This is a genomic window from Sphingobium sp. TKS (assembly GCF_001563265.1).
In the GTDB taxonomy this organism is placed as follows: Bacteria; Pseudomonadota; Alphaproteobacteria; order Sphingomonadales; family Sphingomonadaceae; genus Sphingobium.
In genome coordinates, this window is the sequence record NZ_CP005083.1 from 3,126,636 (window position 1) to 3,150,702 (window position 24,067).

Genomic DNA, 24,067 nt, shown 5'->3' on the forward strand with positions numbered 1-24,067 from the left:
GACACGCATTTCCTCTGACATCGCGGCGCAGGCGTCCGGCCGCTTCCTGTTTATGGGGCCGGAATAAGCAGATTCTTTACCAGTCGCCGGTTAAATCGATCCGACGTGCCGGAATCCCGTCCGGTCGAGGGGAAAAAGGTTCATGACCCAGATGCACGGTGCCGACCATTTCGCAGGCGCGCAGCCGCATGTCTTTCAGGCTTCGGTCGACGCCATGGGCATGGTTTTCCAGATTGCGGGGTCCAGTTCGCAGTTGATCATCGACGCCACGCGGATCGCCGCGCTGTCGCATAATCCCGATCCTTCCCTTGCCATGGCGGGGCAAGTCGGCTCCCAGGTGAAGATGCGCGTCGGCCATGTCTGGCTGATCGCCAGCGTGCGCCGCATGGCGATGGACCGCCAGGACAGCAACAGCATCGTCGTCGACATCGACTTTCTGGGCGAAGGCGATGAGGAAAAGCTGACGGGCCGCATCTACCGCTTCCGCCGCGGCGTGACCCGCTATCCAACGCCGGGGACGGAGGTTTATCCGGTGTCCAGCCAGGACATGCAGCAGATCTATTCCGCCGACGACCGCCCTCATGTGCAGATCGGCACCGTCTATCCCACCGCCGACACCCGCGCCGCGCTCTATGTCGACTCCATGCTGGGCAAGCATTTCGCGCTGCTGGGGTCGACCGGCACCGGCAAGTCGACCAGCGCCGCGCTCATCCTCCACCGCATCTGCGACCTGTCGCCGCAGGGCCATATCGTGATGATCGACCCCCATGGCGAATATGGCGCGGCTTTCCAGACCAATGGCGCGGTCTATGACGTCAACAACCTCGCCCTCCCCTATTGGCTGATGAATTTCGAGGAGCATTGCGAGGTGTTCGTCACCTCCGAGGGTTCCGAGCGGACCGTTGATTGCGACATCCTCGCCAAATGCCTGCTCGCCGCACGGTCGAAGAACCGGCTGGCGGAGAGCATCGGGCGGCTGACGGTCGATTCGCCGGTTCCCTATCTGCTCTCCGACCTCACCAACATCCTTCAGAACGAGATGGGGAAGCTGGACAAGGGCACCGGATCGCTGCCCTATATGCGGTTGAAGACCAAGATCGACGAGATCAAGAGCGATCCGCGCTACAGCTTCATGTTCTCCGGCATGCTGGTCGCGGATTCGATGCAGGAATTCATCGCCAAGATCTTCCGCCTGCCCTCGGGCGGCAAGCCGATCTCCATCATCGACGTGTCTTCCATGCCGTCCGACATCACGTCGGTCGTCGTGTCGGTGCTGTCCCGGCTGGTGTTCGACTATGCCCTGTGGGCGCGTGACGAGCCGCAACGGCCGATCCTGCTGGTCTGCGAGGAAGCGCATCGCTACATCCCCTCCTCCACCACCGGATCGGGTCAGGCCGTGCGCCGCATCCTGGAGCGGATCGCCAAGGAAGGCCGTAAATATGGCGTATCGCTGGGCCTCATCACCCAGCGTCCGTCGGACCTGGCCGAAGGCGTGCTGTCGCAATGCGGCACGATCATCTCGATGCGCCTCAACAACGACCGCGACCAGGCCTTCGTGAAGGCCGCCATGCCCGAAGGCGCGCGCGGCTTCCTCGATTCCATCCCCGCGCTGCGCAACCGCGAGGCGATCATCTGCGGCGAAGGCGTCGCCGTACCGATCCGCGTCGCGCTCGACAATCTGGAAGAAGAACGGCGTCCGGCCTCGGGCGACCCGAGCTTCACGGAGCTGTGGCGTCAGTCAGGCGGCGAGGCGGAGATTCTCGACCGCACCATCACCCGCTGGCGCAGTCAGGGGCGGTAAGACTTTACCCTGCCGGGACGATCCGGCCGGCAGGCTCGCTCTCCGCATTAATGCTTTCGCGGCACTCTTCCTCGTTCACGGGGACGAGCAGCTTCGCCTTGCGCCAGCCCCCCTGCCAATAGACCAGCCCGGCCAGCAGGAAGGCCGCTGCCGAACCCGCCGGGAAGCTGAGCCACAGCGCGTCCGCCCCGATATGCGGATAACCCAGATGATAGAAGCCTAGCCGCACCGCGAAGAGGGTGAAGATCAGGATCAGCAGCGGTCTTACCACCACGCCATTGGCCCGCATCACGCCGAACAGGATCATCGTGCAGCCGAACAGCACGAAGCTCCAGCTCGCCAAAAGCTGCATATGCCATGCAGCGGCGATGGCGGCTTCGTTCCGCCCCAGGAACAGCGACAGCAGCGGCGCGTGGAACAGCAGGATCACGGCCACCATCGTGCCGGTGATCAGCAACAGATAGCCCATGCCATAGCCGGTGATCCGGCTGATCCGGTCCCATCGCCCGGCGCCGATATTCTGCGCCGCCATGGCGCTGACCGCCGCGCCCATCGCCATCGCCGGCATCTGGAGGTAGGTCCAGATCTGCTGGGCCGCGCCATAGGCAGCGGTGACGAGGAAACCCTCCCGATTGACGAGGCCGATCATCACCAGCCCGGAAGCGGACATGACGATCATCTGCAGTCCCATGGGCAACCCCTTGCCGAACAAGACCCGCATCTGCTCCGGCGCCGGGCGCAGATAGGCCAGTTCCCGCCCGCGCAGACGCAGCGGCAGATCCTTGGCATAGGTATAGAGGATGAGGCCGATCAGGCTGATGACACCCGCCGTCGCCGTCGCCGCGGCCGACCCGCCGATGCCCATCGCCGGTATCGGCCCCAGGCCCAGGATCAGCACCGGGTTGAGCACCAGATCGACGCCCACGCTCACGAACATGAAGATCAGCGGCGTGCGCGCATCGCCCGTCCCGCGCAGGCCCATCATCATCATGACGCTGAGCAGGGAAGCCGGCATGGCGATGAAGATCACCCGCAAATAGATGAGCGCCAGGTCGAACGCCTCCACCGGCGTCGCCAGCAGCCGCAGCAAAGCGGGTGCGCCGATCCAGCCGGCGGTCGCGACGATGAGACCCAACAGGGTACAGAAGCCGACGGCCGAACCGAAAGCGCGGCGCGCCGCGTCGAGATCGCCCCGCCCCGCCGCCTGCGCGATCATCACGGTCGACGCCATGCCGAAGCCGAAAACGACGGAGAACATCAGGAACATGGTGATGTTCGCATTGGCGGTGGCCGCCAGCGCCTGCGCCCCCAGGAAACGGCCGACCCAGACGGCGTTGATCGAGCCGTTCAGCGATTGAAGGATGTTGGACGCCAGCGTCGGGACGGCGAACAGCAGCAGGGTCGATGCGATCGGCCCTTGCGTCAGATCCCTGGCCCGATGTTCCCCTATAGCCATGACCGTTCCCCCTTGCGGATGCAGCGCGGCACCTGCTGGCCCTTGGTCAGCGCATCCCGATCGGATGCGCCGGCAAATCAGGCGAGCCGTTCCAGCGCCGCCTTCAATCTTTCCGCTTCGGCGGCTTTTTCGCCATGGTCCTCGCGCGCCTTGGCGACGGCTTCGGGCTTAGCCTTTTCGACGAAGCTGGGATTGGAAAGACGCCCGGAGAGGGAATCCCGTTCCTTCTCCGCGCTGGCGAGCGCCTTGGCGAGACGGGCCTTTTCGGCGGCGGTGTCGATCACGCCTTCCAACGGCAGGATGAAGGTCGCCTCGTCGACGACAATCTGCGCCGCGCCGCCCTCGACACTGTCACCAAAGGACAGGCTCTCGACCCGGCCCAACCGCGCCAGCGCCGCGCCCTGACGATCGATGCGACGGCGGGTTTCCTCCGACGCATCCTGGACGACCACGCCCAGCTTCGCGCCCGGCGGCACGTTGAGTTCGGTTCGGGCCGTGCGCATCGCGCTGATCAGGCGGATCAGCCAGTCGATCTCCGCCTGCGCCTCGCTATCCACAGCATAGAGCGCCTGCGGCCAGCGCGCGACGATCAGCGCCGTCTCCCGCTCGCCCGTCAGATGCCACAGCTCTTCGGTGATGAAGGGCATGAAGGGATGCAACATCACCAATATCTGATCGAACGCCCAACCCGCGACGGCGCGGGTTTCGTCATCCATCGCGCTCTTGGTCAGTTCGATATACCAGTCGCAAAACTGGTCCCAGACGAAATGGTAAATGGCGTTCGCCGCCGCGTCGAAACGCAATTCGGTCATCGCGGTGTCGATCGCCTGCACGGTCGCGACCGTCTCGGCAATGATCCAGCGGTTGACCGGCGCCTCCGCATGGGGCGCCTCATGGCTGGTCGAAGCGGTGACGCCATTGGATTGCAGGAAGCGCGCCGCGTTCCACAGCTTGGTCGCGAAGTTGCGATAGCCCTCGACGCGCTTCTCATCCATCTTCACGTCGCGGCCCTGGCTTTCCATGGCGCTCATGAAGAAGCGCAGCGCGTCGGCGCCGAACTTATCGATCAGGCCCAGCGGGTCGACGACATTGCCCTTGGACTTGGACATTTTCTGCCCGTCCGCGGCGCGCACCAGCCCGTGGAGGTAGAGCTTGCGCCACGGCACATCGCCCATGAACTCCAGCCCCTGCATCGCCATGCGCGCATCCCAGAAGAACAGGATGTCGAAGCCGGAAATCAGCAGGTCGTTGGGATAATGGCGCTTGAGCGTATCGGTCTCTTCCGGCCAGCCAAGCGTGCCGAACGGCCAGAGCGCAGAGGAGAACCAGGTGTCGAGGACGTCAGGATCGCGGGTCAGCGTCTTGTTGCCCGCGAGCGCCTGCGCCTCTTCCTCGCTCTCCGCGACATAGGGATTACCGTCCTCGTCATACCACGCCGGAATCTGGTGCCCCCACCAGAGCTGGCGCGAGACGCACCAGGGCTGGATATTCTCCATCCAGTTGAAGAAGGTCTTTTCCCACGTCTTGGGGACGATCTCGATCCGCCCGTCCCGCACCGCCTGCATGGGGGCAACCGCCAGCTTCTCCGCATCGACATACCATTGATCGGTCAGCCACGGCTCGATCACCACGCCCGAACGATCGCCAAAGGGAGTCTGGATGGTGCGCGGCTCGGCGTCGGATTCGACTTCCTCGCCTTCCTTGGTCTTGCTGATGTGCGGGACCAGCAGGCCCAGCGCCTTCATCTCCGCCACGACCAGCTCGCGCGCGCCGTCCACGCCGTCGCGGCTGAAGCGGTGCAGGCCCAGGAAGCGCTCCGGGATCAGGCCGTCGGCGGTCTGGATCACATTGGCTTCGGCATCGAACATGTTGAGCATGTCGGCGGCCTTGAAGCCCGCGCGCTTGCCGACTTCGAAGTCGTTGAAGTCATGCCCCGGCGTGATCTTCACCGCGCCCGACCCCAGTTCCGGGTCGGCATAATCGTCGCCCACGATCTTGAACCGGCGGCCAGTGATCGGCTGGAGGATATCCTTGCCGATGACGTCCTTGTAGCGCGGGTCTTCGGGATGCACGGCGACCGCCATGTCCGCCAGCATCGTCTCGGGCCGCGTGGTGGCGACGACGATATGGTCCGCGCCATTGGCCAGTTTCACGCCATCGGCTAGCGGATAGCGGAAATGCCAGAAGCCGCCCTTCACTTCCTTGGTCTCGACCTCCAGGTCGGAGATGGCCGAACGGAAATGCGGGTCCCAGTTCACCAGGCGCTTGTCGCGGTACAGCAGGCCGCGCTTGTGCAGTTCCACGAACGTCTTGATGACGGCCTTCGAAAAGCCCTCATCCATGGTGAAGCGCTCATTGGCCCAGTCCATCGAGCAGCCCAGACGGCGAAGCTGGCGCGTGATCGCGCCGCCGCTCTCGGCCTTCCATTCCCAGACCTTCTCGACGAACTGGTCGCGGGTGTAATTGGTGCGCTTGTCCTGCCGCGCCTCCATCTGCCGCTCGACCACCATCTGCGTCGCGATGCCTGCATGGTCGGTGCCCACCACCCACAGCGCATCCTTGCCGCGCAGCCGCTCATAGCGGATCACGATGTCCTGCAACGTATTGTCCAGCGCATGGCCGATATGCAGGCTGCCCGTCACGTTCGGCGGCGGGTTGACGATGGTGAAGGGCTCCGCGCCGGACCGCTCCGGGCGGAACAAGCCATTTTTCTCCCAATGGGCGTACCAGCGGGACTCGATATCGGCGGGGTCGAAGGTCTTGGGCAATTCGGTCATGAGAAGGCGCCTTAATGCGCCTTCTCATGGCATTCCAGCTTTACTTGCCGGTCCACTTGTCAAGCCAGCCCAGCGCCTCATCATACCATTGCAGCGAGTTGCGCGGCTTCAAGACCCAGTGATTCTCATCGGGAAACACCAGCAGCTTGGAAGGCACATTGCGCCGCTGCAACGCCGTGAAGGCCGCCAGCCCCTGGGTATAGGGAATGCGGAAATCCTTCTCGCTCGTCACCACCAGCATCGGCGTCTTCCATTGGGTCACATGGTTGACGGGATTCCATTTCTCGAACTCTTGCGCCTTTTCATAATAAGACCCGCCATGTTCCCATTCGTCGAACCATAGCTCTTCGGTCTCATAAGCCATGGCGCGGGCGTCGAACACGCCGTCATGCTGGACGATGCACTTGAAGCCGTCGGGCCAATTGCCCTCGATCCAGTTCATCATATAGCCGCCATAGCTTGCGCCGAGCGCACAGCCATTGCCCGCATCGACCTGTGCATCCTTCGCCGCAGCCGCCGCCAGGCCCAGCTTCAGATCCTCCAGCGGCTTGCCGCCCCAATCCTGGTTGATGCTGTCGACAAAGGCCTGGCCGTAGCCGGTCGAGCCATGGAAATCGACGATGACGGCGGCATAGCCATGCGCCGCGAAAGCCTTGGGATTCCAGCGATAGGACCAGCTATCGTTGAAGCTTCCCTGCGGCCCGCCATGGACCAGCATGGCCACCGGCAGCTTGCCCGTCACACCTTTGGGCTTCACGATCTGTCCCCAGACGGTGTCGCCATTGGCGCCCTTGAAGCTGTAGCGCTGGACCGACACGTCATCCACCCCTGCCAGCTTCTCCGCATTGACGCTGGTGAGTCGCACGGCTTTCCCCTTGGCCGGCATTTTCCAGAAATCGGTCGGCGACTGGATGCTGTCGAGGGTATAGACGAACCCACCCTTGGGCAGCGGCACGACGCTGCCCGCATGGCCCGCCTGTGTCAGCCGCGTGACCTTGCCCGAAGCAGCATCCACTCGAAAGACCGGATGGTCCAGCACATCATCAGCGGTGACGAATATCGCCTTCCCATCCGCCGCCCAGGCGATGGATGCCACCGAACGGTCCCAAGCCTCGGTCAGCGCCTTCGTCTCGCCCGTCGCGATGTTGCGGAGCATCAGCACCAGCCGGTCGCTCTCATAGCCGGGCCGTTTCATCGCCGCATAAGCGAGCCATTTCCCATCCGGCGACACGGTCGGCATGGTATCCGTCGCATCATTGGCATCCGTCAGATTGACCGGCGCCGCGCTGCCATCCGCCGGAACCGCGAAAATATCGAGATTGGTCGACAGCGATTCGATCCGCCCCGCCTCGCGCAGCGCGAAGAACAGCGTCTTGCCGTCGGCACTCCACGCGATCTCCTCGGCCCCGCCAAAGGGCTTGGACGGGCTGTCCCCGACCAGCGCGCCCATCACCGACACCGCCTTTCCGCCCGAAAGCGGCATCACGAAGATCTGCGAGCGCTGCCCGTCCGCCCATGTGTCCCAATGACGCACGAAAAGCTGTTCATAGACGCGCCCCGTACCAGCGCCCGGCGGCGTCGCGGGCTTTGCATCGTCGATCGTCTTCGCCCCCACCGGCCGGTCCGCCCACAGCGCGACCCGATCTCCCGCTGGGCTCAGCAGAAAGCCTGCAATCCCGCCTGGCGCCTGAGTCACCTGCTCGCCCTTGCCGCCCGCGACGGTCACCCGCCAAAGCTGATCATCGCCGCTCTGATTGGAAAGATAATAAAGCGATTTCCCATCAGCCGAAAAAGCGGGTGCGCTTTCATTCTTGTCCGCGACCGAGGCGACCATGCGCGGCGCCGCGCCCGCCTTGCTCAAGTCCAGCAGATAGAGGTCCGTCCGTCCCTTGTTCGCGGCAAGATCGGTCACCCGCAATTGATAGGCGAGCCATTGCCCGTCAGGCGAAACCGCCGGGGCCGACGCGCGATGGAGACTGGCCATGTCGCTGGGCGTGAACGGCCGGGCCGACGCCGGCGAAACGGCCAGCGCCGATTGGGCCAAGGCCAGAGCGCCAAGTCCCGCGTGCAGAAGATATTTCATGGATGAACACCCTTGAATCAGGTCGCGCCGCTCTCTTGGGGGCAGCGTCGACAGCTATGGAAAGGGTGTAGGCAACGCCTCGCCTGCTCGCAAGGATCAACCACCAAAGCGTAATAAAAGAACAAAGACGATGAAATCGGCGTTCAGTTAAGCGCAGGCGGAACATAGGACAAGCAACCGCCCGCCATGCGCGCGCGAATCACCAAGACTTCTCGACTCAACGGCCAGTGATGCGGGCGATTTCCTTGGCGACCATATCCTCGACCATCTGCGGCAACCGCAGGTCCAGCCATTCCTTCAGCATCGGCTTCAGCATCGAGCGGACCAACCCGTCGAGCGTATTGTCCTCGCCCTCCTTGGGCGTCACCAGCATGGACGACAGGGCCGAAAGCGAATGGCGGGCCGCAACCTCGCTCTCGACCGACAGGATGGACACACCCTCCTGTTCAGCCACGGGCCGGGGCGCACGGGACGTTCGATGGGCAGGCATGGGTTCCTCCACAGCAACCTCGTCGGTCAGTTCCAGCACTTCATCGCTGGCAGGCTCCGGCACTGCCTCCGCGACGGGTCCAGGCCGGACCTTCTGCGCCGCCTCTCCCCGCACGCGGCGCGGCAAGGTCTGCACAGCTTCTTCGCCTTCTTCCGCGATGATCCGCTTGATGGACGAGAGAATGTCCTCCATCGAGGGTTCCTTGCTCATATCGCCCATGGTTAACCCCTATTCCAGTTCCCGTTAACGCTATACCACAAAGGAACGCTTTCGGGGTTAAAATTGCGTTAAGGCTGCGCCAAACCGGGGTCCACATTGGCGTTTTGCGCCGGCGAGTCAACGGTCCGCGTCGATTGCAGCTTCGGCGCGGGGTCGAAATCCCAATCGAACCACTTGCCCTTCACCCGATCATAATTGACCATCGGGTCGTAGAGCGTGCCCGCTTCCAGGTTCAGATCGTCCGCCTCGGCATGGCCCATGGCGGCGAGCAGGCTGAAACCCGCGACATAGGCATTGCGCCGCGCCGTCACCAACTGGACCTTGGCGTTCACCGCCTCCTGCTCGGCATTCAATATGTCGAGGATGGTGCGGCTGCCGACCGAGTTTTCCGCACGCACGCCTTCCAGCGACAGGTTCGCGGCGTCGACCGCCTTCTGGTTCGACTGGATGCTCTCCAGCGAGGCTTGCCAGCTCGCATAAGCGGACCGGGTCTGCGCGATCACGCCGCGCTCGACCTCGATTTCCTTCTCCATCGCCTGCGATTCCAGCGCCTGGCTGCGCCGCACCTGCGCCGCCGGACGGCCGCCCTGATAGAAGGGGATGTTCAGTTGGACACCCGCCGACGCCTGCTTGTTGATTTGCGATCCGGTCGCGCTGCTGGTCAGCGTGTCGAGATAGTTGGTGTAGCCCGCCTGGGTGAAGGCGGATACCGTCGGCAGCACCGTGCCCTTGGCCGCGCGCACGTCGAATTGCTGAGCCTCCCGCAGCTTTTTCGCGACTAGAATGTCCGGATTGTCCTTGAGCGCCACCTGCACGGCGCTGTCCGGGGTCGCGGGCAGGCCCGGCAAGGGCGGCGGCGGCTCCAGAGCGTCCGGCGCCTCGCCCACCAGCGCGATGTAATTTTCACGGGCGGTAATGAGATTGGCCTCAGCGCCCTGCAGGTCGGACCGTGCCAGCGCCAGGCGCGACTCGGATTGCGCGACGTCGGTGCGGGTCACGTCGCCTACCTCGAACCGGTCGCTGGTCGCCTGGAGATTGACCTCCAGCGCCCGCACATTGGCCTGGTTGAGCGCAACCACCGCCCCGTTGCGGATGACGTCCATATAGGCGGCGACGACCTGCGAAAAGACGCTCGCCTCCGTGCCGCGCAGATCGGCCTGCCCGGCGGCCACCCGTGTCTTGGCGGCCTTGATGCCGTTGCGCACGCTCCCGCCTGTATAAAGCGGCACGCTCAATTGCGCATTCGCATTCAGCGTCCGCTGCGGCGAAGTGAAGCTGATCGTCGGCTTGAGAATGCTTTCGGAATAGCTGCCCGTCGCATCCAGCGCGGGCCGCCCCGACGCCTTCTGGATCGGCACATTCTCATCCGTCGCCCGCTGCCCCGCGCGTGCGCCCGTCAGCGTCGGATTCGACCGATAGGCCTTGGCGAGCGCGCCCTGCAACGTCTCCGCATGGGCCGCGCCGGCCATGGCGGAGGACACCGACAGCAACAGGAACAGGGCGCAACGCCCAGAAAACCGATGTCTTGCCGTCATGTCTCCCCCAATCGGTCCTTCAGAACACAAACCGTTCCGGCGCGGCAAAGCCCGGAAGCACAACCATTTCCAAATCAGCGAGACTGGAAAGACCCAGCACGCCCGACACCACCCGGCCGCTGCACAGACGGGTAACGCCGCGCTCGACGATGCCCGTCACGACCCGCGCGCCATCGGCAAGCTGCTGAACGAGCGGGGCGGGCACTTCCTCCACTGCGCCGTCGATGAACAGCACAGTATAAGGCGCCCCGGCAGCCGCACCGGCATTCAGCGGACCGCGAACGACCGTCACGCCCTCGACAGAAATCTCGGCCCCGCCTTCTTCCTCGACCGCCGTCACCTGCGCGCCCAACGCCGTCAGCAGCGCCGCGCTGTAGCCGGTGGCGGCACCGATCAGCAGCACCTTGTCGCCCTCAACGATCTGCGCTTCCTTAAGCAGGCGGCCGGTCACCAGCGGCGGATTGAGCGCGCGCCCTCCCGCCAGCGGAATCGGCCGGTCGACATAGGTCATCGCGCGCCGCTCGGCCGGCACGAAATCCTCCCGCGCGACATGCGCCATCGCCGCGATCACACGCTGATCATCCACATCGCTGGTGCGAAGCTGGCTTTCGACCATGGCGGTCCGCATCGATGAAAAATTCTGCTCGGTCACGACAATTCCTCGATCAGGATAGCTTCTATGACGACTGTATTAATAAGGCAATACAGCAAAGGATATAATTCCGGACCTCTAAATCAGCGCAAAGGCCACGCCAAGCGGCTTTGCGTGCCCGAGTGCCGGAATCTTGCCCGACAATATCACAGTGCTGCTTGACTTTGCATCAAAAGCCGCACATTTGCGGCCACCCACGCCGAGGCCCGATGGCGGAGTGGTGACGCAGCGGACTGCAAATCCGTGCACGCCGGTTCGATTCCGGCTCGGGCCTCCAGATATCATGCCGGTCAAACGATCAGGCGCCACCCCACCACCACCAGCACCGTCGCCAGCAAGGGCTGAAGCACGCGATCCGACGTGCGCGTGGCCAGCAGCGATCCGATCACGATGCCCGGCAGCGATCCGGCCAGCAGGTTGACCAGCAGGACCGGATTGACGTTTCCGATCCACAAATGCCCAAGCCCCGCGACGAGCGTCAGCGGCACGGCATGAACGATGTCCGTCGCCACCAGCCGCTGCATCCGCATGCGCAGCGGATAGAGCGCCAGCAACAGCGTCGCCCCGATCGCGCCCGCCCCGACGGAGGTCAGCGTCACCATCCCGCCCAGCAAGGCTCCCGCCAGCACGGTCAGCGCCGGCTGCCAGCGGGTGAAGCGGTCGGCCGTGCCGACCCTGCGGGCCAGCGCCCATTTGTGGAAACGCCCGCGCAGCAAGGTCGCGATCGCCGTGCCGATCAGCACCACGCCCAGCGCACCCGTGATCACGCCGGCCTTGACCTGCCCGATATGCATTTGCGACAGGATCGCCAATACGATCAGGGAGGCAGGGATGCTGCCGATCATCAGGCGCTTCACCACTTCATAGTCCGGACCGCCATCGGCGCCGCCCTGATGGTGATGCACCGCGCCCCCGACCGCCTTGGTGACCGATGCGAACCACAGGTCCGTGCCGACCGCCGTCGTGGGCGCGACGCCGAACAGCAGGATCAGGATCGGCGCCATCAGCGACCCGCCCCCCACTCCGGTCATGCCGACCATCAGGCCCACAAAAAGGCCTGCGATCGCGTGCAACCAATCCATATTCCGCCCCAAACTCTCTATGAGTAATTTGGTAGACATCTAGAGCCCAAAGCCCGCGCCAGCCAGCCCCCTTTTTGGATTGGAAATTTATCGCCATCAAAACAAATGCTGTTCACCGCGCCGATAGCGCGATGCTCTCGACTTCCCTTGCTCCCGCCGTCTAAAGACAAAGCATGATGAAGCTGTTCATTGGCAACAAAGCCTATTCGAGCTGGTCGCTGCGCGGCTGGCTGGCGTGCAAGCTGTCCGGCCTTCCTTTCGAGGAAGTGGTCGTGCCGCTCTATGACGAAGCGTGGGAGAAGCGGCGCGAGGGCGACGAATTCGCGCCATCGTCCGGCAAGGTGCCGATTCTCTGGGACGGCGACGATATGGTCGTTTGGGATAGCCTGGCCATCGTCGAATATCTCAATGAAAAGTCGGGCGGCGACAAATTCTGGCCCGCCGACACTGCCGCTCGCGCCATGGCCCGATCAATGGCGGCGGAAATGCATTCGAGCTTCGCCGCGCTGCGCCGCGAGCACAGCATGAACATCCGCCAGATCTATGCGCCCGTCCCGCCGTCCGAAGCGGTAGCGCAAGATATCGGCCGGATCATGCAGCTCTGGGCGCAAGCCCGCGCCCGCTATGGCGGTGAGGGGGAGTTTCTGTTCGGGGAGTTCGGCGCGGTCGACGTGATGTTCGCGCCGGTCGTGACCCGCTTCATCACCTATCAACTCCCCGTGGCCCGCTTTGCCGAGGCCTATATGCGCGCAGTCATCAACCATCCCTGGATGCAGGAATGGATCGGCGGCGCCCAGGCGGAGGAATGGGTGATCGACCGTTTCGAAGTTCCGCCGCAATTGGGATGAGTGGTCGTTAGTGGCCAATTGCTGCAATTGAGCGGATCCGTGTTCCTGCGAAGGCAGGAACCCAGTTCCGCCGCTGGTGGATCATCGCACCATAGGAACTGGGCTCCTGCCTTCGCAGGAGCACGATGCGCTTCAAGAAAAGCAGCGCGAAGCAGACCGTCCGCCTTCCACCCATTTCCACCACAAAAAAGGGCCGGCGGGCTTATCGCCCCCGGCCCTTTTTCCAAACTATCGCGCCGGATCAGCCGACGATTTCGTCCGTCTTGAAGAAATAGGCGATCTCGATCGCGGCATTTTCCTCGCTGTCCGAACCATGGACCGAATTGGCTTCGATCGATTCGGCATAATCCTTGCGGATCGTGCCTTCATCGGCATTGGCCGGGTTGGTGGCGCCCATGATGTCGCGGTTGCGCTTCACGGCGTCTTCGCCTTCCAGAACCTGCACGACCACCGGGCCGGAGATCATGAACGCGACCAGATCGGCAAAGAAAGGGCGTTCCTTGTGCACGGCGTAAAAGCCTTCGGCCTGCTCGCGGCTCATGCGGATGCGCTTCGAAGCGACGACCCGCAGGCCCGCTTCTTCCAGCTTCTTTGTCACGGCGCCCGTCAGGTTGCGACGGGTCGCGTCGGGCTTGATGATCGAAAAGGTGCGGGTAACGGCCATGAGGCTCAAAAGCTCCGAATTATTTGGGATAAGATGGCGCGCCTTTAGACCGGGCCGATGCCTATCGCAAGAGGGGCTGATTTACGGCCCCTGGACCCATTTGCGGCCTTCCTGCCGCCAGAAGCGGGGAGTCACGCCTTCGCGCTTGGCAAGATCGCGCCAGCTTGCCCGAGCGGCTTCAATGGTTTCCGCGTCGAAGAAATAGAAGGCGCGCTCGAATTCCAGCGCTTCCTCGCGCCATAGGCCGTCCGCCAATGCGACATGCCGTGCCCCATTGGCGGCGACGCAATCCGTCGCCAGCAAAACCGGCTGCATCGACTCGGCTCCCTCGCCCACCTTCCCGTGCGCCAGGAAGCTCTCTGGCGGTCCGGCCCACAGGCCTGCGGAAATCCGATCCAGCCGATCGGATTCCTGCGCCACCACCAGCAACCGCTCGCCCAGTCCCAGAATGCGGCCCGCAATGGCGGGCAGCACCTGTTCCACCGGATCGCGGCTGAGCTGGTAGAAGTCGACCTGTATCGGACTTTCTGGCATCAACCTTCAAACTTGTCCGCGACATAGCGGTCGAGCAGCCGCACGCCATAGCCGGTCGCGCCCTTGTCCCAGGTCGCGCCGGGCTTGTCGGCCCAGACCATGCCGGCAATGTCGAGATGCGCCCATTTGACGCCTTCGTCGACGAAGCGCTTGATGAACTGCGCCGCGGTGATCGAACCGCCATAGCGCGGACCGATATTCTTCATGTCGGCAATCGGGCTGTCGATCAGCTTGTTATAGGCGTCGCCCAGCGGGAAACGCCACAATTGGTCACCCGCCGCCTTGCCCGCCGCGATCAGATCGTCGGCCAGGCCGTCATCATTAGAGAAGATGCCCGCATATTCATTGCCAAGCGAAATGATCATCGCCCCGGTCAGCGTGGCGAGATCGATGATAACCTCCGGCGCATAGGTCTTCTGCGCCCAGGTAATGACGTCGCACAGCACCAGACGCCCCTCGGCATCGGTGTTCAGCACCTCGATCGTCTGCCCGGACATGGAGGTGACGATGTCGCCCGGCCGCTGCGCATTGCCGTCGGGCATATTTTCGACCAGGCCGCAAATGCCGACGACGCGGACCTTCGCCTTGCGCCCGGCCAGCGCCTTGATCGCGCCCGCCACGGCCCCGGCGCCACCCATGTCCCATTTCATGTCTTCCATGCCCGCGCCGGGCTTTAAGGAAATGCCGCCCGTATCGAAGGTCACGCCCTTGCCGACGAAGACCAGCGGCTTTTCGGTCGCGCCACCAGCACCCGCAGATGGCGTGCCGTCCCACTCCATCGCCAGCAGGCGCGGCTCGCGCACGGAACCCTGCGCCACGCCCAGCAGCGCGCCCATGCCAAGGTCCGCCATCGCCGCCTTGTCCAGCACGGTGATCTTGACGCCCAGCTCTTCCAGAGGCTTGCAGCGTTCGACGAAGCTTTCGGGATAGAGGATGTTCGCCGGTTCCGACACCAGCTCGCGGGTGAAGGCCACGCCCGACGCGACCGCCGCCCGCTTCTCCCATGCCGCCCCGGCATCGGCCGAGACCAGCGTGATCTTCTGCAACGTCGGCTTGGACTTTTCCGGCTGCCGCGTGCGATATGTTTCGATTCGCCAGCCGCGCAACAGCGCCCCGAAAGCCAGTTGCGCCGCCTTCTCCCCGCTCGCGCCGCCGAAAAATTCGACCGCCGCATGGGCCGCGCCGCTGGTCGCCAGCCGCGCCGTCAGCGCGCCGCCCGCGCGCTCATAATCCGCGTCGCTGCCCACCCCGGTGCCGACCAGCACCACACGCAGCACCTTGCCGCCTTCCTCCACGAAGCTCTCGAAGCTCGACCCCGCTTCCCCGGCGAAGCGCGCCGCGGCAGCGCCAGCCGCCAACACCGGCGCCGCGCCGAGCGGCAGCGCATCGAAGCCGCCCTTCGGCACGGCGAAGACCAATGTATCGGCTTCGGGACGGATCGGGCTGAACGCGATTTCCATCTAGGATCCTTTATTTCCTGCAAACATTCTATGCCTGTCAGATAGTGCGGCTTAGCTTGTCTGGCAAAGCCGTTCGACCGATTTTCCGGCAAAACTGTTGGTCCAGACGATTGCAGCGCAGACAAAGCGGTGCAATAGGGCATGCGATAGGCGGGAAACAAAGCGCCCCCTCAAAGAGGCTCCATCCCTTTGCATCATTCCCCATCCCTCTTGAATTTCAAACAGGTTCTGGCGGTAGGCGCGGCCCTTCCGTGCCTCGCGCTGGCGCCCCATGCCACCGCCCAACAGCTCCAGGAACCGCAGACCACGATCAGCACGCCCGACGCCCCAGTGCCGGAAAATGACGATCAGATCGGCTTTGCCGCCGACGCCCTGGAATATGACAGCAACAGCGAGGTCGTGACCGCCAGCGGCAATGTGCAATTGCTGCGCGAGGGCAACCGGCTGCGCGCGGACAAGGTCATCTGGAACCGCAATACGGGGAAGGTCGAAGCGACCGGCAATGTCTCCGTCACCGACCCTGAAGGCAATATCGCCTATGGCGACAGGTTCGACGTCACCGATTCCCTCCAGGACGGCATGGTCCAGAACATGCTGCTGGTGCTGCAATCGGGCGGACGCCTGGCCGCCGCCAACGGCCAGCGGGTGAACGGCGTCTACACGCTGCGCAAGGCCGCCTATACCGGCTGCGTGGTCGAGGATCATGAAGGCTGCCCCAAGGAGCCGACCTGGCAGATCAAGGCGGTCAAGGTCGTCTATGATCCGGTGAAGGCCCGGGTCAAATATACCAACGCCAGCATCGAGCTGTTCGGCCTGCCGCTGATCCCGATGCCCGGCTTTTCCCATCCGGTGGGCGACAATGGCGGCAGCGGCCTGCTGGTGCCAAACCTGCGCTACGACCGCACCAACGGGTTCGAGGTCGCGCTGCCTTATTATCTGAAGCTCGCGCCCAATCGCGACCTCACCATCACGCCGCATGTCTATACCGACACGCTGCCGATGCTGGAGACCAATTACCGCCATCTGTGGGACCGGGGCGCCTATCAGATCACCGGCTATGCCACCTATGGCAGCCGCGTCGCCACCAGCGGCGCCTCCTCCACGACCCCGGCGGGATCGGAAAAGGATTTCCGCGGCTATATGGACGCCAGCGGCGCGCTACAACTGACGCCGGAATGGAGCATCGGCGGATCGATTCGGACCGCGACGGACCGTACCTTCCTGCGCCGTTACGACATCAGCCGCGACGACCGGCTGCGTTCGACCCTCAATGCGCAGCGGATCGGGGAGAACAGCTATTTCTCGATCGCCGGCTGGGCTGTGCAGACGCTGCGCACCGGCGATTCGCAGGGGCAGATGCCGATCGCGCTGCCTGTCATCGACTATCGCCTGCGGATGAAGGATCCGCTGCTGGGCGGCGTGGTGCAGTTGCAGGCGAACAGCCTGGCCATCACCCGCACCCATGGCCAGGATACGCAGCGCGCCTTCGCCGCCTTCGAATGGAATCTGCGCAAGCTGACCCCGATGGGCCAGGAAGTGACCTTCACCACCTATTTGCGCGGCGACGTCTATCACAGCAGCGACAATCTGCTGACCAGCGTGGTGAGCTATGCCGGCGATCCGGGCTGGAAGGCGCGCGGCATCGCGGCGGCGGCGATCGACGTGCGTTGGCCCTTCATGGGCGAGGCTTTCGGCGGCGTCCAGCGCATCGCCCCACGCGTGCAGATGGTCGCCGCGCCCAGGATCGCCAATCTCTCCGTCCCCAATGAAGACGCCCGCGCCATCGACCTGGAGGACAGCAACCTCTTCGCGCTCAACCGCTTTTCCGGCTACGACCGGTTCGAGGATTCGAGCCGCATCACCTATGGCCTCGAATATAGCCTGTCGCTCCCGAACTTCTCGCTGGAGAGCGTGGTGGGGCAGAGCTATCGCCTCAACAGCCGGGAAAGCATCCTGCCCGATGGCACCGGCCTGTCGGATCGCCTGTCCGACATCGTCGGCCGCACCACCGTCCGCTACAAGGATTTCATTAGCTTCACCCACCGATTCCGGCTGGACAAGGACAACCTCTCCGTCCGCCGCAATGAGATCGACGCCACCATCGGCAGCCGCAAGACCTATGCGACGGTCGGCTATTTGCGGCTCAACCGCGATGCCAATCTCAATCTGGAGGATTTGCAGGACCGCGAGGAACTGCGTCTGGGCGCCCGCGTCCAGTTCGCGCGCTTCTGGTCGGTCTTCGGCTCGACCGTCATCGACCTCACCGATGCGAAGGAAGATCCGCTGTCTGTCGCGGACGGTTATGAACCCGTCCGCCACCGCCTCGGCATCGCCTATGAGGATGATTGCCTGACGCTCGGCCTTACCTGGCGGCGCGACTATCAGGTGTTGGGCGATGCACGAAAGGGCAATAGCTTCCAGCTTCGGCTGGCTTTTCGGAATATTGGCATATAAGGATCAGCCTTCCCGCTTTCCGCTCAGCACCGGTTAAGGCGGATCGGCGCATCTCGTGCCGAACCGATTGGAGAGTTTTGTCGACGATGCAGCCTGTCGTTTTCCCGTTTTACCGCATTGGCCGCCATGTCCGGTCGGGTCTTCGCACCATGCTCCTGTCCTCGGCCCTCCTGGCGACGGGCGTGCAAAGCGTCGCTGCCCAGACGGTCAATGACGATGACAATGTCGGAACCCAGCAGCTCAACTTGCCCAAGGACGTGACCGTCTTCGGCAAGAGCGATCCCAATGTCCGCAAGGCGACCGCCATCGTCAACGGCCGCATCATCACCGGCACCGACGTCGACCAGCGTCTGGCCCTGATCATCACCGCCAATGGCGGCAAGGTGTCGGACGAGGAGAAGGAGCGGCTTCGCGTCCAGGTTCTGCGCAACCTGATCGACGAGACGCTGCAGATCCAGGAAGCCGCCGCCAACGACATCAAGGTCGACAAGGCCGAGATCGAACAAAGCTATGAAAGGGTCGCGGCCAATTTCCGCCAGTCCCCCGCCCAGTTCGACCAATATCTGCGCACGCAGGGCAGCGCGTCCGCCAGCATCAAGCGCCAGATCGAGGGCGAACTGGCCTGGAGCCGCCTGCTCCGCCGCAACATCCAGCCCTTCGTCAACGTGTCGGAGGACGAGGTGAAGTCGGTGGTCGACCGCATGAATGCGGCCAAGGGCAGCGACGAGTTCCGCATCGGTGAGATCTATCTCTCGGCCACGCCCGAAAATCAGCAGCAGATCCTGGCCAACGCCCGCAACATCATCGAGCAGATCAAGCAGGGCGGCAGCTTCGCAGCCTATGCCCGCCAATTCTCCGAGGCTTCGACGGCGGCGGTCGGCGGCGATCTGGGCTGGGTCCGTCCCGCCCAATTGCCCGACGAACTGGCGCAGGCCGCGGCCGCAATGCAGGTCGGCCAGATCGCGGGGCCGATCAGCGTGCCCGGCGGCGTGTCGGTCATCTATGTCATGGACAAGCGTAAGGTGCTGACCGCCGATCCGCGCGATGCCCTGCTCAGCCTCAAGCAGCTTTCCGTCAGCTTCCCCGCCGGCACGACCAAGGAACAGGCGAGCAGCAGAGCTGCGGCCTTCGCCGCGCAGGTCAAGACCATCAAGGGCTGCGGCCAAGCCAATGAACTGGGCGGCAAGATCGGCGCCGACGTGGTCGACAATGACAATGTGAAGCTGCGCGATCTGCCGCCGCAGTTGCAGGACATTCTGCTCAACCTCCAGGTGGGCGAGGCGACGCCGCCCTTCGGCTCGATCGCGGACGGCGTGCGCGTGCTGGTCGTCTGCGGCCGTGACGAAGCCACTTCCGCCGCTGCGCCCAATGCAGAACAGATCATGGCGCAGCTTGAGGAGGAACGGGTCAACAAGCGCGCGCGCATCTATCTGCGCGATCTCCGCCGCGATGCCGTTATCGACTATAACTGATCCGGCGGACCCTCACGCGATGGGGCCGCCCTTCGCCGTCTCGCTTGGCGATCCGGCGGGCATTGGGCCGGAAATCGTCGCCAAAAGCTGGGTGATGCGGGAGGCACGCGGCCTGTCGCCTTTCTTCGCGGTCGGTGACGCCGCTTCGCTGCGGGCGGTCTGGTCCGGCCCGGTCCAGATGGTCAGCTCGCCGGAGGAAGCGATCATGGCGTTCGACGACGCCCTCCCCTGCCTGCAGGTGGCCGATGCTGGCGAAATCATCCCCGGCACGCCCAGCATGGACGGCGCGCGCACGGCGTTTCAGGCGTTGGAAGTCGCGGTCGGCCTCGCCCGCAGCGGTTCCGCGGCGGGGATCGTCACCGCGCCGGTGGGCAAGGAACAGCTTTACGGCGTCGGCTTCACCCATCCGGGGCAGACCGAGTTCATCGCTGAACGTTGCGGCGTGGCGCCGCATAACGCCGTGATGATGCTGGCCGGGCCGTCGTTGAAGGTCGTGCCGATCACCATCCATATCCCCTTGGCCGATGTGGCGTCCGTGCTGACGATCGATCTGATCCGCGCCCGCGCCATCACCACCGCCAAGGGACTCCAGCGCAATTTCGGCATCGGTCGTCCGCGCCTGGTCGTCGCCGGGCTCAACCCCCATGCGGGCGAAGGCGGGGCGCTGGGCCGGGAGGAGATCGACATCATCCGCCCGGCCGTGGAATCGCTCCAGGCCGAGGGTTACGACATTATCGGCCCACTCGCCGCCGACACCCTGTTCCACACCCGCGCCCGCGAAACCTATGACGCCGCGCTCTGCATGTATCACGATCAGGCGCTGATCCCGATCAAGACGCTGAATTTCGATGAGGGCGTCAACATCACTTTGGGCCTTCCCATCGTGCGCACCTCGCCCGACCATGGCACCGCCTTCGGCATAGCAGGCAAGGACAGCGCCAATCCCGGCGCGATGATGGCCGCGATCCGGATGGCCGCCGAAGCCGCCCGCGCCCGGTTGACCCCCGGCTGCTGAGCCTCATGACTGCTGATATCCGCCCCAAGCTCCCACCACTGCGGGAGGTCATCGCCGCCCACGGCCTTCAGGCGAGCAAGGCGCTCGGCCAGAATTTCCTGCTGGACGAGCAATTGCTGGATCGCATCGCCGCCATCCCCGGCCCGATCAAGGACCAGTCGGCCTTCGAAGTCGGCCCCGGTCCCGGTGGCCTCACTCGCGCGATCCTGAGGGCGGGCGCGAATCTGGTCGCCGTCGAACGCGACCGTCGTTGCCTTCCGGCGCTGGCCGAACTGTCCGAAGCCTTTCCCGGCCAGCTCCGCGTCATTTCCGGCGACGCCATGCAGATCAATGCCCGCGCCGAAGCGGGCGAAGGCGCGCATATCATCGCCAACCTGCCCTATAATGTCGGCACGGCCCTGCTGATCGGCTGGCTTTCGGCAGAGTGGGCTCCGCTCCCCTGGTGGTCGACGCTGACCCTGATGTTCCAGATGGAGGTAGCCGAGCGCATCGCCGCCAAGCCCGGCGGCGACCATTATGGCCGCCTCGCGGTGCTCGCCCAATGGCGGAGCGACGCCAAGATTGCGATGAAGGTCCACCGCAGCGCCTTCACGCCCCCACCTAAGGTGATGTCAGCAGTCGTCCACATCACCCCCAAACCCGCGCCCGAAGGCGTGCAACTGAAGCATCTCGAACGCCTCACCGCAGCCGCCTTCGGCCAGCGCCGCAAGATGCTGCGCCAGAGCCTGAAAGGCCTGCCCGGCGCACTGGACGCGCTGGAGGTGGTCGGCATCGACCCTCAACGCCGGGCCGAAACCGTAAGCGTCGAGGAATTCGTCGCAACCGCACGGATGATGGGCCGTTCCTGACGAATCGCCAAGCTTTCAAAGGCCGTCCATGCTGCGTACCCTCCCGTTTCTTCTCGCCCTTCTCGCCAGCCCGGCGCAGGCGCAACTGCGCGATTTCTGCCCGGAACGCCCCGGCCTCGACACCCCGCCCTGCATTTTGGACAAGGGCCATTGGCAGGTGGAAATCGGTCTGGCCGACCTTGCCCGCGACAAGACGCCCGAGCGGAAGACGACCAGCGTCACTCTGGGCGACACCGAATGGCGCTACGGCCTCGACGGCAACACCGAACTGCACGCAGCCTGGACAGCCTATTTATGGCGGCGCGACATTGATCGGCTCAGTGGTGGGCGCAGTCATGCGTCCGGCATGGGCGACCTCAGCCTGGGTCTCAAACGCGCCCTGTTCAATCCCGATGGCGATGCGCTATCGCTCGCGGGCGCGGCGACGATCACTCTGCCGACCGGAAGCGATGCCGTCAGCGACGGCACCTGGAGCGCTTCCTTCCAGCTCCCCTTCAGCTATGCGCTGACCGACAATCTCAGCCTGATCGCCACCCCGGAAATCGACGCCGCCGCCGATGAAGGCGGCCATGGCCGCCACCTCGCTTATGGCAGCGCGGGCGGCCTGTCCGCCGATCTTGGCGAGAAATGGAATGCCTCGCTGGAAATGCAGGTCATTCACGATCGAGACCCGGAGGAATCGTCGACCCAGACCCTCAGCTCCGTTTCGCTCGCCTTCAAGCCGCAGGCGTCTCTCATGCTGGATGCCGGGGCGAATTTCGGCCTCAACCACGCTACGCCGGACGCGGAAATCTATATCGGCCTGTCACGACGTTTTTGAAACGTCTCCAGTTTAATCAGATGTGTTCCTGCATCCGAAGGTAAGCCATCAGGGCGTTTCGGTCGCCGCCGCCTTGGGCGCTGGCACCGCATCCTTCGAACTCAACACCGTCGCGGGCGGACCCTTTTCGATCGCTGCCGCCAACTGGCCCACGGCGGCACAGTTCGCCTTGCACAGCCCCTGCGCCTGGGCGAGATTTTCCTTGGCCTTGGCGATCGCACCCTTTTCGACCATCGCCTCGCCCTGTCCCACCAGAGCAGCAACATCATTGGGTTCCAGCAACAGCGCCTCGCGATACAGGCGGATCGCCTTGCCCTGCAAACCCTGCGCCCGAGCGACCTGCGCCAGCTCGATATAGGCGGAGCGGTTGCGCGGATCGACCGCCAGCGCGCTTTCCAGCGCATCGGTCGCGCCCTGATAATTGCCCGCCTTGCGCGCCGTCTCGCCCGCCTTCTGCCACTCTACCGACAAGGGCGATATCTGCGAATCCGGCCGCTGCGACAGGCCTGCGCTGGAAACGGTAGTCAGCAGGACAGCCAAGGCGATCGAAGCAGGGGTAAAACGCATGCACAACTCCAGCCATGTTTCAGGCATTGATTCCGACCCGAATTCCGGCTGACAAGTGTCGCGATTTTGCGCCCGCTTGTCCATCGACTCTTTCAAACGGCCCGCCGCAGGCGCGCGACATAGAAACCGTCGGTGCCGTCATGGCCCGGCGTCAGCAGCAATCCATCGCCATGGGCACGGCCCATCGCCGCTTCGATCCTTTCGGCGGTCCAACCGTCATGCCGTTCCAGAAATGCCCGCACCTGATCCCGCCCCTCCCGGTCCGTCAGCGCGCAGGTAGCATAAACCAACGCACCGCCCGGCGCCAGCAAGGGCGCCGCGAAATCGAGGATACGTGCCTGCTCCGCCACCAGCCGGTCAAGCCGGGCCGGAGTCAGCCGCCAGCGCGCCTCCGGATTGCGCCGCCAGGTGCCGGTCCCCGAACAGGGCGCGTCGACCAGCACGACATCCGCCCGGCCCTTCAGACTTTCCAGCGCACCCGCCTCATGCCCCTGATCGAGCAGCAGTGTCTCGATGAAGGTCGCCCCGGCCCGCTCGGCCCGCGGATCGAGCCGGGCTAGGCGCGAACGGATGGTATCGGCGGCGATCAGCGTCCCCTTGCCCGCCATCGCTGCGGCCAGCGCCAGCGTCTTGCCGCCCGCCCCGGCGCAAAGATCGATCACGGTCATGCCCGGCGCGGCGGCGCAGGCGAGCGCGATCAACTGGCTGCCCGCATCCTGCACCTCGACCTGACCCCATTTCCAGGGATCGCTCTGCTCGACGGGCGCGCCTTCGGGCAGGCGCAACGCGTCGGGCAGTCCCGATAGCCGGATCGCTTCAGGATAATGCGGCGCGACCCTGTCCAGATCGGCCTTCAACCGATTGACGCGCAGATCGACGGGCGCCCGACCAAGCAACGCCTCGCGCTCCACCGGCGCGGCCAGCAGCGGCTCGATCCAGCTGGGCACGATGCCGGCCAGGGCGCCCGCTTCCGCATCGGTGATCGGCGCAGGGCCATGCGCCGACCCATCGAACAGCGCCGCCAGTTCCGCCCGCTCCCGTACGAGCCCGACCATGGCGGCGCGCCCGCTCTCGGGCCGATCGGCCACGCGCCGCACGGCGTCATAGACATGGTCCCGCACCGCCCGCCGGTCACGCGACCCGGCATAGCGCCGTTCCTTGAAATAGCGGGCGATCAGCGTGTCCGCCGCCGGACCGCCATCCCGCGCCGAGGCGATGATGGCGTCGAGCAGTTCGATGGCGGCTTGGACACGAGCGGAAGGGGTCATCAAAACACTCCCCCCTTCCGCA

The 24,067-nt window shown here is 64.4% G+C and carries 19 protein-coding genes and 1 tRNA gene; 8 read left to right on the forward strand and 12 right to left on the reverse strand.

Annotated features, from left to right (window positions below):
• The first annotated feature begins 142 nt into the window (after positions 1-142).
• The gene (locus K426_RS15510) at positions 143-1,801 is read left to right on the forward strand and encodes an ATP-binding protein (protein WP_066558879.1); all 1,659 of its coding nucleotides are present in this window, start codon (positions 143-145) and stop codon (positions 1,799-1,801) included.
• 4 nt (positions 1,802-1,805) lie between these two features.
• On the opposite strand, the gene K426_RS15515 is transcribed toward K426_RS15510, so the two are convergent.
• From K426_RS15515 to K426_RS15540, 6 genes are all read right to left on the reverse strand, one after another.
• A complete protein-coding gene (locus K426_RS15515) occupies positions 1,806-3,257 on the reverse strand; it encodes an MATE family efflux transporter (protein WP_066558880.1) in 1,452 nt (483 codons plus the stop codon).
• A 77-nt stretch (positions 3,258-3,334) separates the two neighbouring features.
• The gene (locus K426_RS15520; protein ID WP_066558881.1) at positions 3,335-6,034 is read right to left on the reverse strand and encodes a valine--tRNA ligase; all 2,700 of its coding nucleotides are present in this window, start codon (positions 6,032-6,034) and stop codon (positions 3,335-3,337) included.
• Positions 6,035-6,074: 40 nt separating this feature from the next.
• Positions 6,075-8,117, reverse strand: coding sequence for an alpha/beta hydrolase family protein (locus tag K426_RS15525; RefSeq protein ID WP_066558882.1), 2,043 nt, complete (start codon positions 8,115-8,117; stop codon positions 6,075-6,077).
• Positions 8,118-8,334: 217 nt separating this feature from the next.
• Positions 8,335-8,826 (reverse strand): DUF2497 domain-containing protein, encoded by a 492-nt coding sequence (locus K426_RS15530; RefSeq protein WP_066558884.1) that lies wholly within the window; start codon positions 8,824-8,826, stop codon positions 8,335-8,337.
• A gap of 68 nt (positions 8,827-8,894) precedes the next feature.
• Entirely contained in the window at positions 8,895-10,361 is a 1,467-nt protein-coding gene (locus K426_RS15535; protein ID WP_066558888.1) for a TolC family outer membrane protein, read from the reverse strand.
• Positions 10,362-10,380: 19 nt separating this feature from the next.
• Entirely contained in the window at positions 10,381-11,013 is a 633-nt protein-coding gene (locus K426_RS15540) for a protein-L-isoaspartate O-methyltransferase family protein (RefSeq protein WP_066558893.1), read from the reverse strand.
• Between the two features lie 203 nt (positions 11,014-11,216).
• On the opposite strand from K426_RS15540, the gene K426_RS15545 reads away from it, so the two are divergent.
• Positions 11,217-11,290: transfer RNA gene (locus tag K426_RS15545), tRNA-Cys, on the forward strand.
• A 13-nt stretch (positions 11,291-11,303) separates the two neighbouring features.
• Here the strand turns inward: K426_RS15545 and K426_RS15550 are convergent.
• Positions 11,304-12,095: a sulfite exporter TauE/SafE family protein gene (locus tag K426_RS15550; RefSeq protein ID WP_066558895.1), complete on the reverse strand. Its 792-nt coding sequence runs from the start codon at positions 12,093-12,095 to the stop codon at positions 11,304-11,306.
• A 173-nt stretch (positions 12,096-12,268) separates the two neighbouring features.
• On the opposite strand from K426_RS15550, the gene K426_RS15555 reads away from it, so the two are divergent.
• On the forward strand, positions 12,269-12,943 hold the full coding sequence (locus K426_RS15555) for a glutathione S-transferase family protein (RefSeq protein ID WP_197672720.1): 675 nt from the start codon (positions 12,269-12,271) through the stop codon (positions 12,941-12,943).
• A 241-nt stretch (positions 12,944-13,184) separates the two neighbouring features.
• On the opposite strand, the gene ndk is transcribed toward K426_RS15555, so the two are convergent.
• From ndk to K426_RS15570, 3 genes are all read right to left on the reverse strand, one after another.
• Entirely contained in the window at positions 13,185-13,607 is a 423-nt protein-coding gene (gene ndk / locus K426_RS15560; RefSeq protein WP_066558896.1) for a nucleoside-diphosphate kinase, read from the reverse strand.
• An 81-nt stretch (positions 13,608-13,688) separates the two neighbouring features.
• Positions 13,689-14,126 carry a DNA polymerase III subunit chi gene (locus K426_RS15565; protein WP_066561868.1) on the reverse strand — a complete coding sequence of 146 codons (438 nt, stop codon included), beginning with the start codon at positions 14,124-14,126 and terminating at the stop codon, positions 13,689-13,691.
• Positions 14,127-14,140: 14 nt separating this feature from the next.
• Complete coding sequence (locus tag K426_RS15570) at positions 14,141-15,601, reverse strand: leucyl aminopeptidase (RefSeq protein WP_066558898.1); 1,461 nt, start codon at positions 15,599-15,601, stop codon at positions 14,141-14,143.
• 210 nt (positions 15,602-15,811) lie between these two features.
• On the opposite strand from K426_RS15570, the gene K426_RS15575 reads away from it, so the two are divergent.
• The 5 genes from K426_RS15575 (at position 15,812) to K426_RS15595 (ending at position 22,210) form a co-directional block, all read left to right on the forward strand.
• Positions 15,812-18,055 carry an LPS-assembly protein LptD gene (locus K426_RS15575; protein ID WP_443018194.1) on the forward strand — a complete coding sequence of 748 codons (2,244 nt, stop codon included), beginning with the start codon at positions 15,812-15,814 and terminating at the stop codon, positions 18,053-18,055.
• A gap of 86 nt (positions 18,056-18,141) precedes the next feature.
• Positions 18,142-19,527: a peptidylprolyl isomerase gene (locus tag K426_RS15580; RefSeq protein ID WP_066558904.1), complete on the forward strand. Its 1,386-nt coding sequence runs from the start codon at positions 18,142-18,144 to the stop codon at positions 19,525-19,527.
• Complete coding sequence (gene pdxA / locus K426_RS15585) at positions 19,505-20,542, forward strand: 4-hydroxythreonine-4-phosphate dehydrogenase PdxA (protein WP_066558906.1); 1,038 nt, start codon at positions 19,505-19,507, stop codon at positions 20,540-20,542. Before K426_RS15580 ends, pdxA begins: the two co-directional genes overlap by 23 nt.
• 5 nt (positions 20,543-20,547) lie before the next feature.
• Positions 20,548-21,390, forward strand: coding sequence for a 16S rRNA (adenine(1518)-N(6)/adenine(1519)-N(6))-dimethyltransferase RsmA (gene rsmA, locus K426_RS15590; RefSeq protein ID WP_066558909.1), 843 nt, complete (start codon positions 20,548-20,550; stop codon positions 21,388-21,390).
• A gap of 28 nt (positions 21,391-21,418) precedes the next feature.
• On the forward strand, positions 21,419-22,210 hold the full coding sequence (locus K426_RS15595) for a transporter (protein WP_066558910.1): 792 nt from the start codon (positions 21,419-21,421) through the stop codon (positions 22,208-22,210).
• A 48-nt stretch (positions 22,211-22,258) separates the two neighbouring features.
• On the opposite strand, the gene K426_RS15600 is transcribed toward K426_RS15595, so the two are convergent.
• Positions 22,259-22,777, reverse strand: a complete 519-nt coding sequence (locus K426_RS15600) for a tetratricopeptide repeat protein (RefSeq protein WP_066561869.1) — start codon at positions 22,775-22,777, stop codon at positions 22,259-22,261.
• A 92-nt stretch (positions 22,778-22,869) separates the two neighbouring features.
• A complete protein-coding gene (locus K426_RS15605) occupies positions 22,870-24,045 on the reverse strand; it encodes an RsmB/NOP family class I SAM-dependent RNA methyltransferase (protein ID WP_066558911.1) in 1,176 nt (391 codons plus the stop codon).
• Positions 24,046-24,067: the final 22 nt, after the last annotated feature.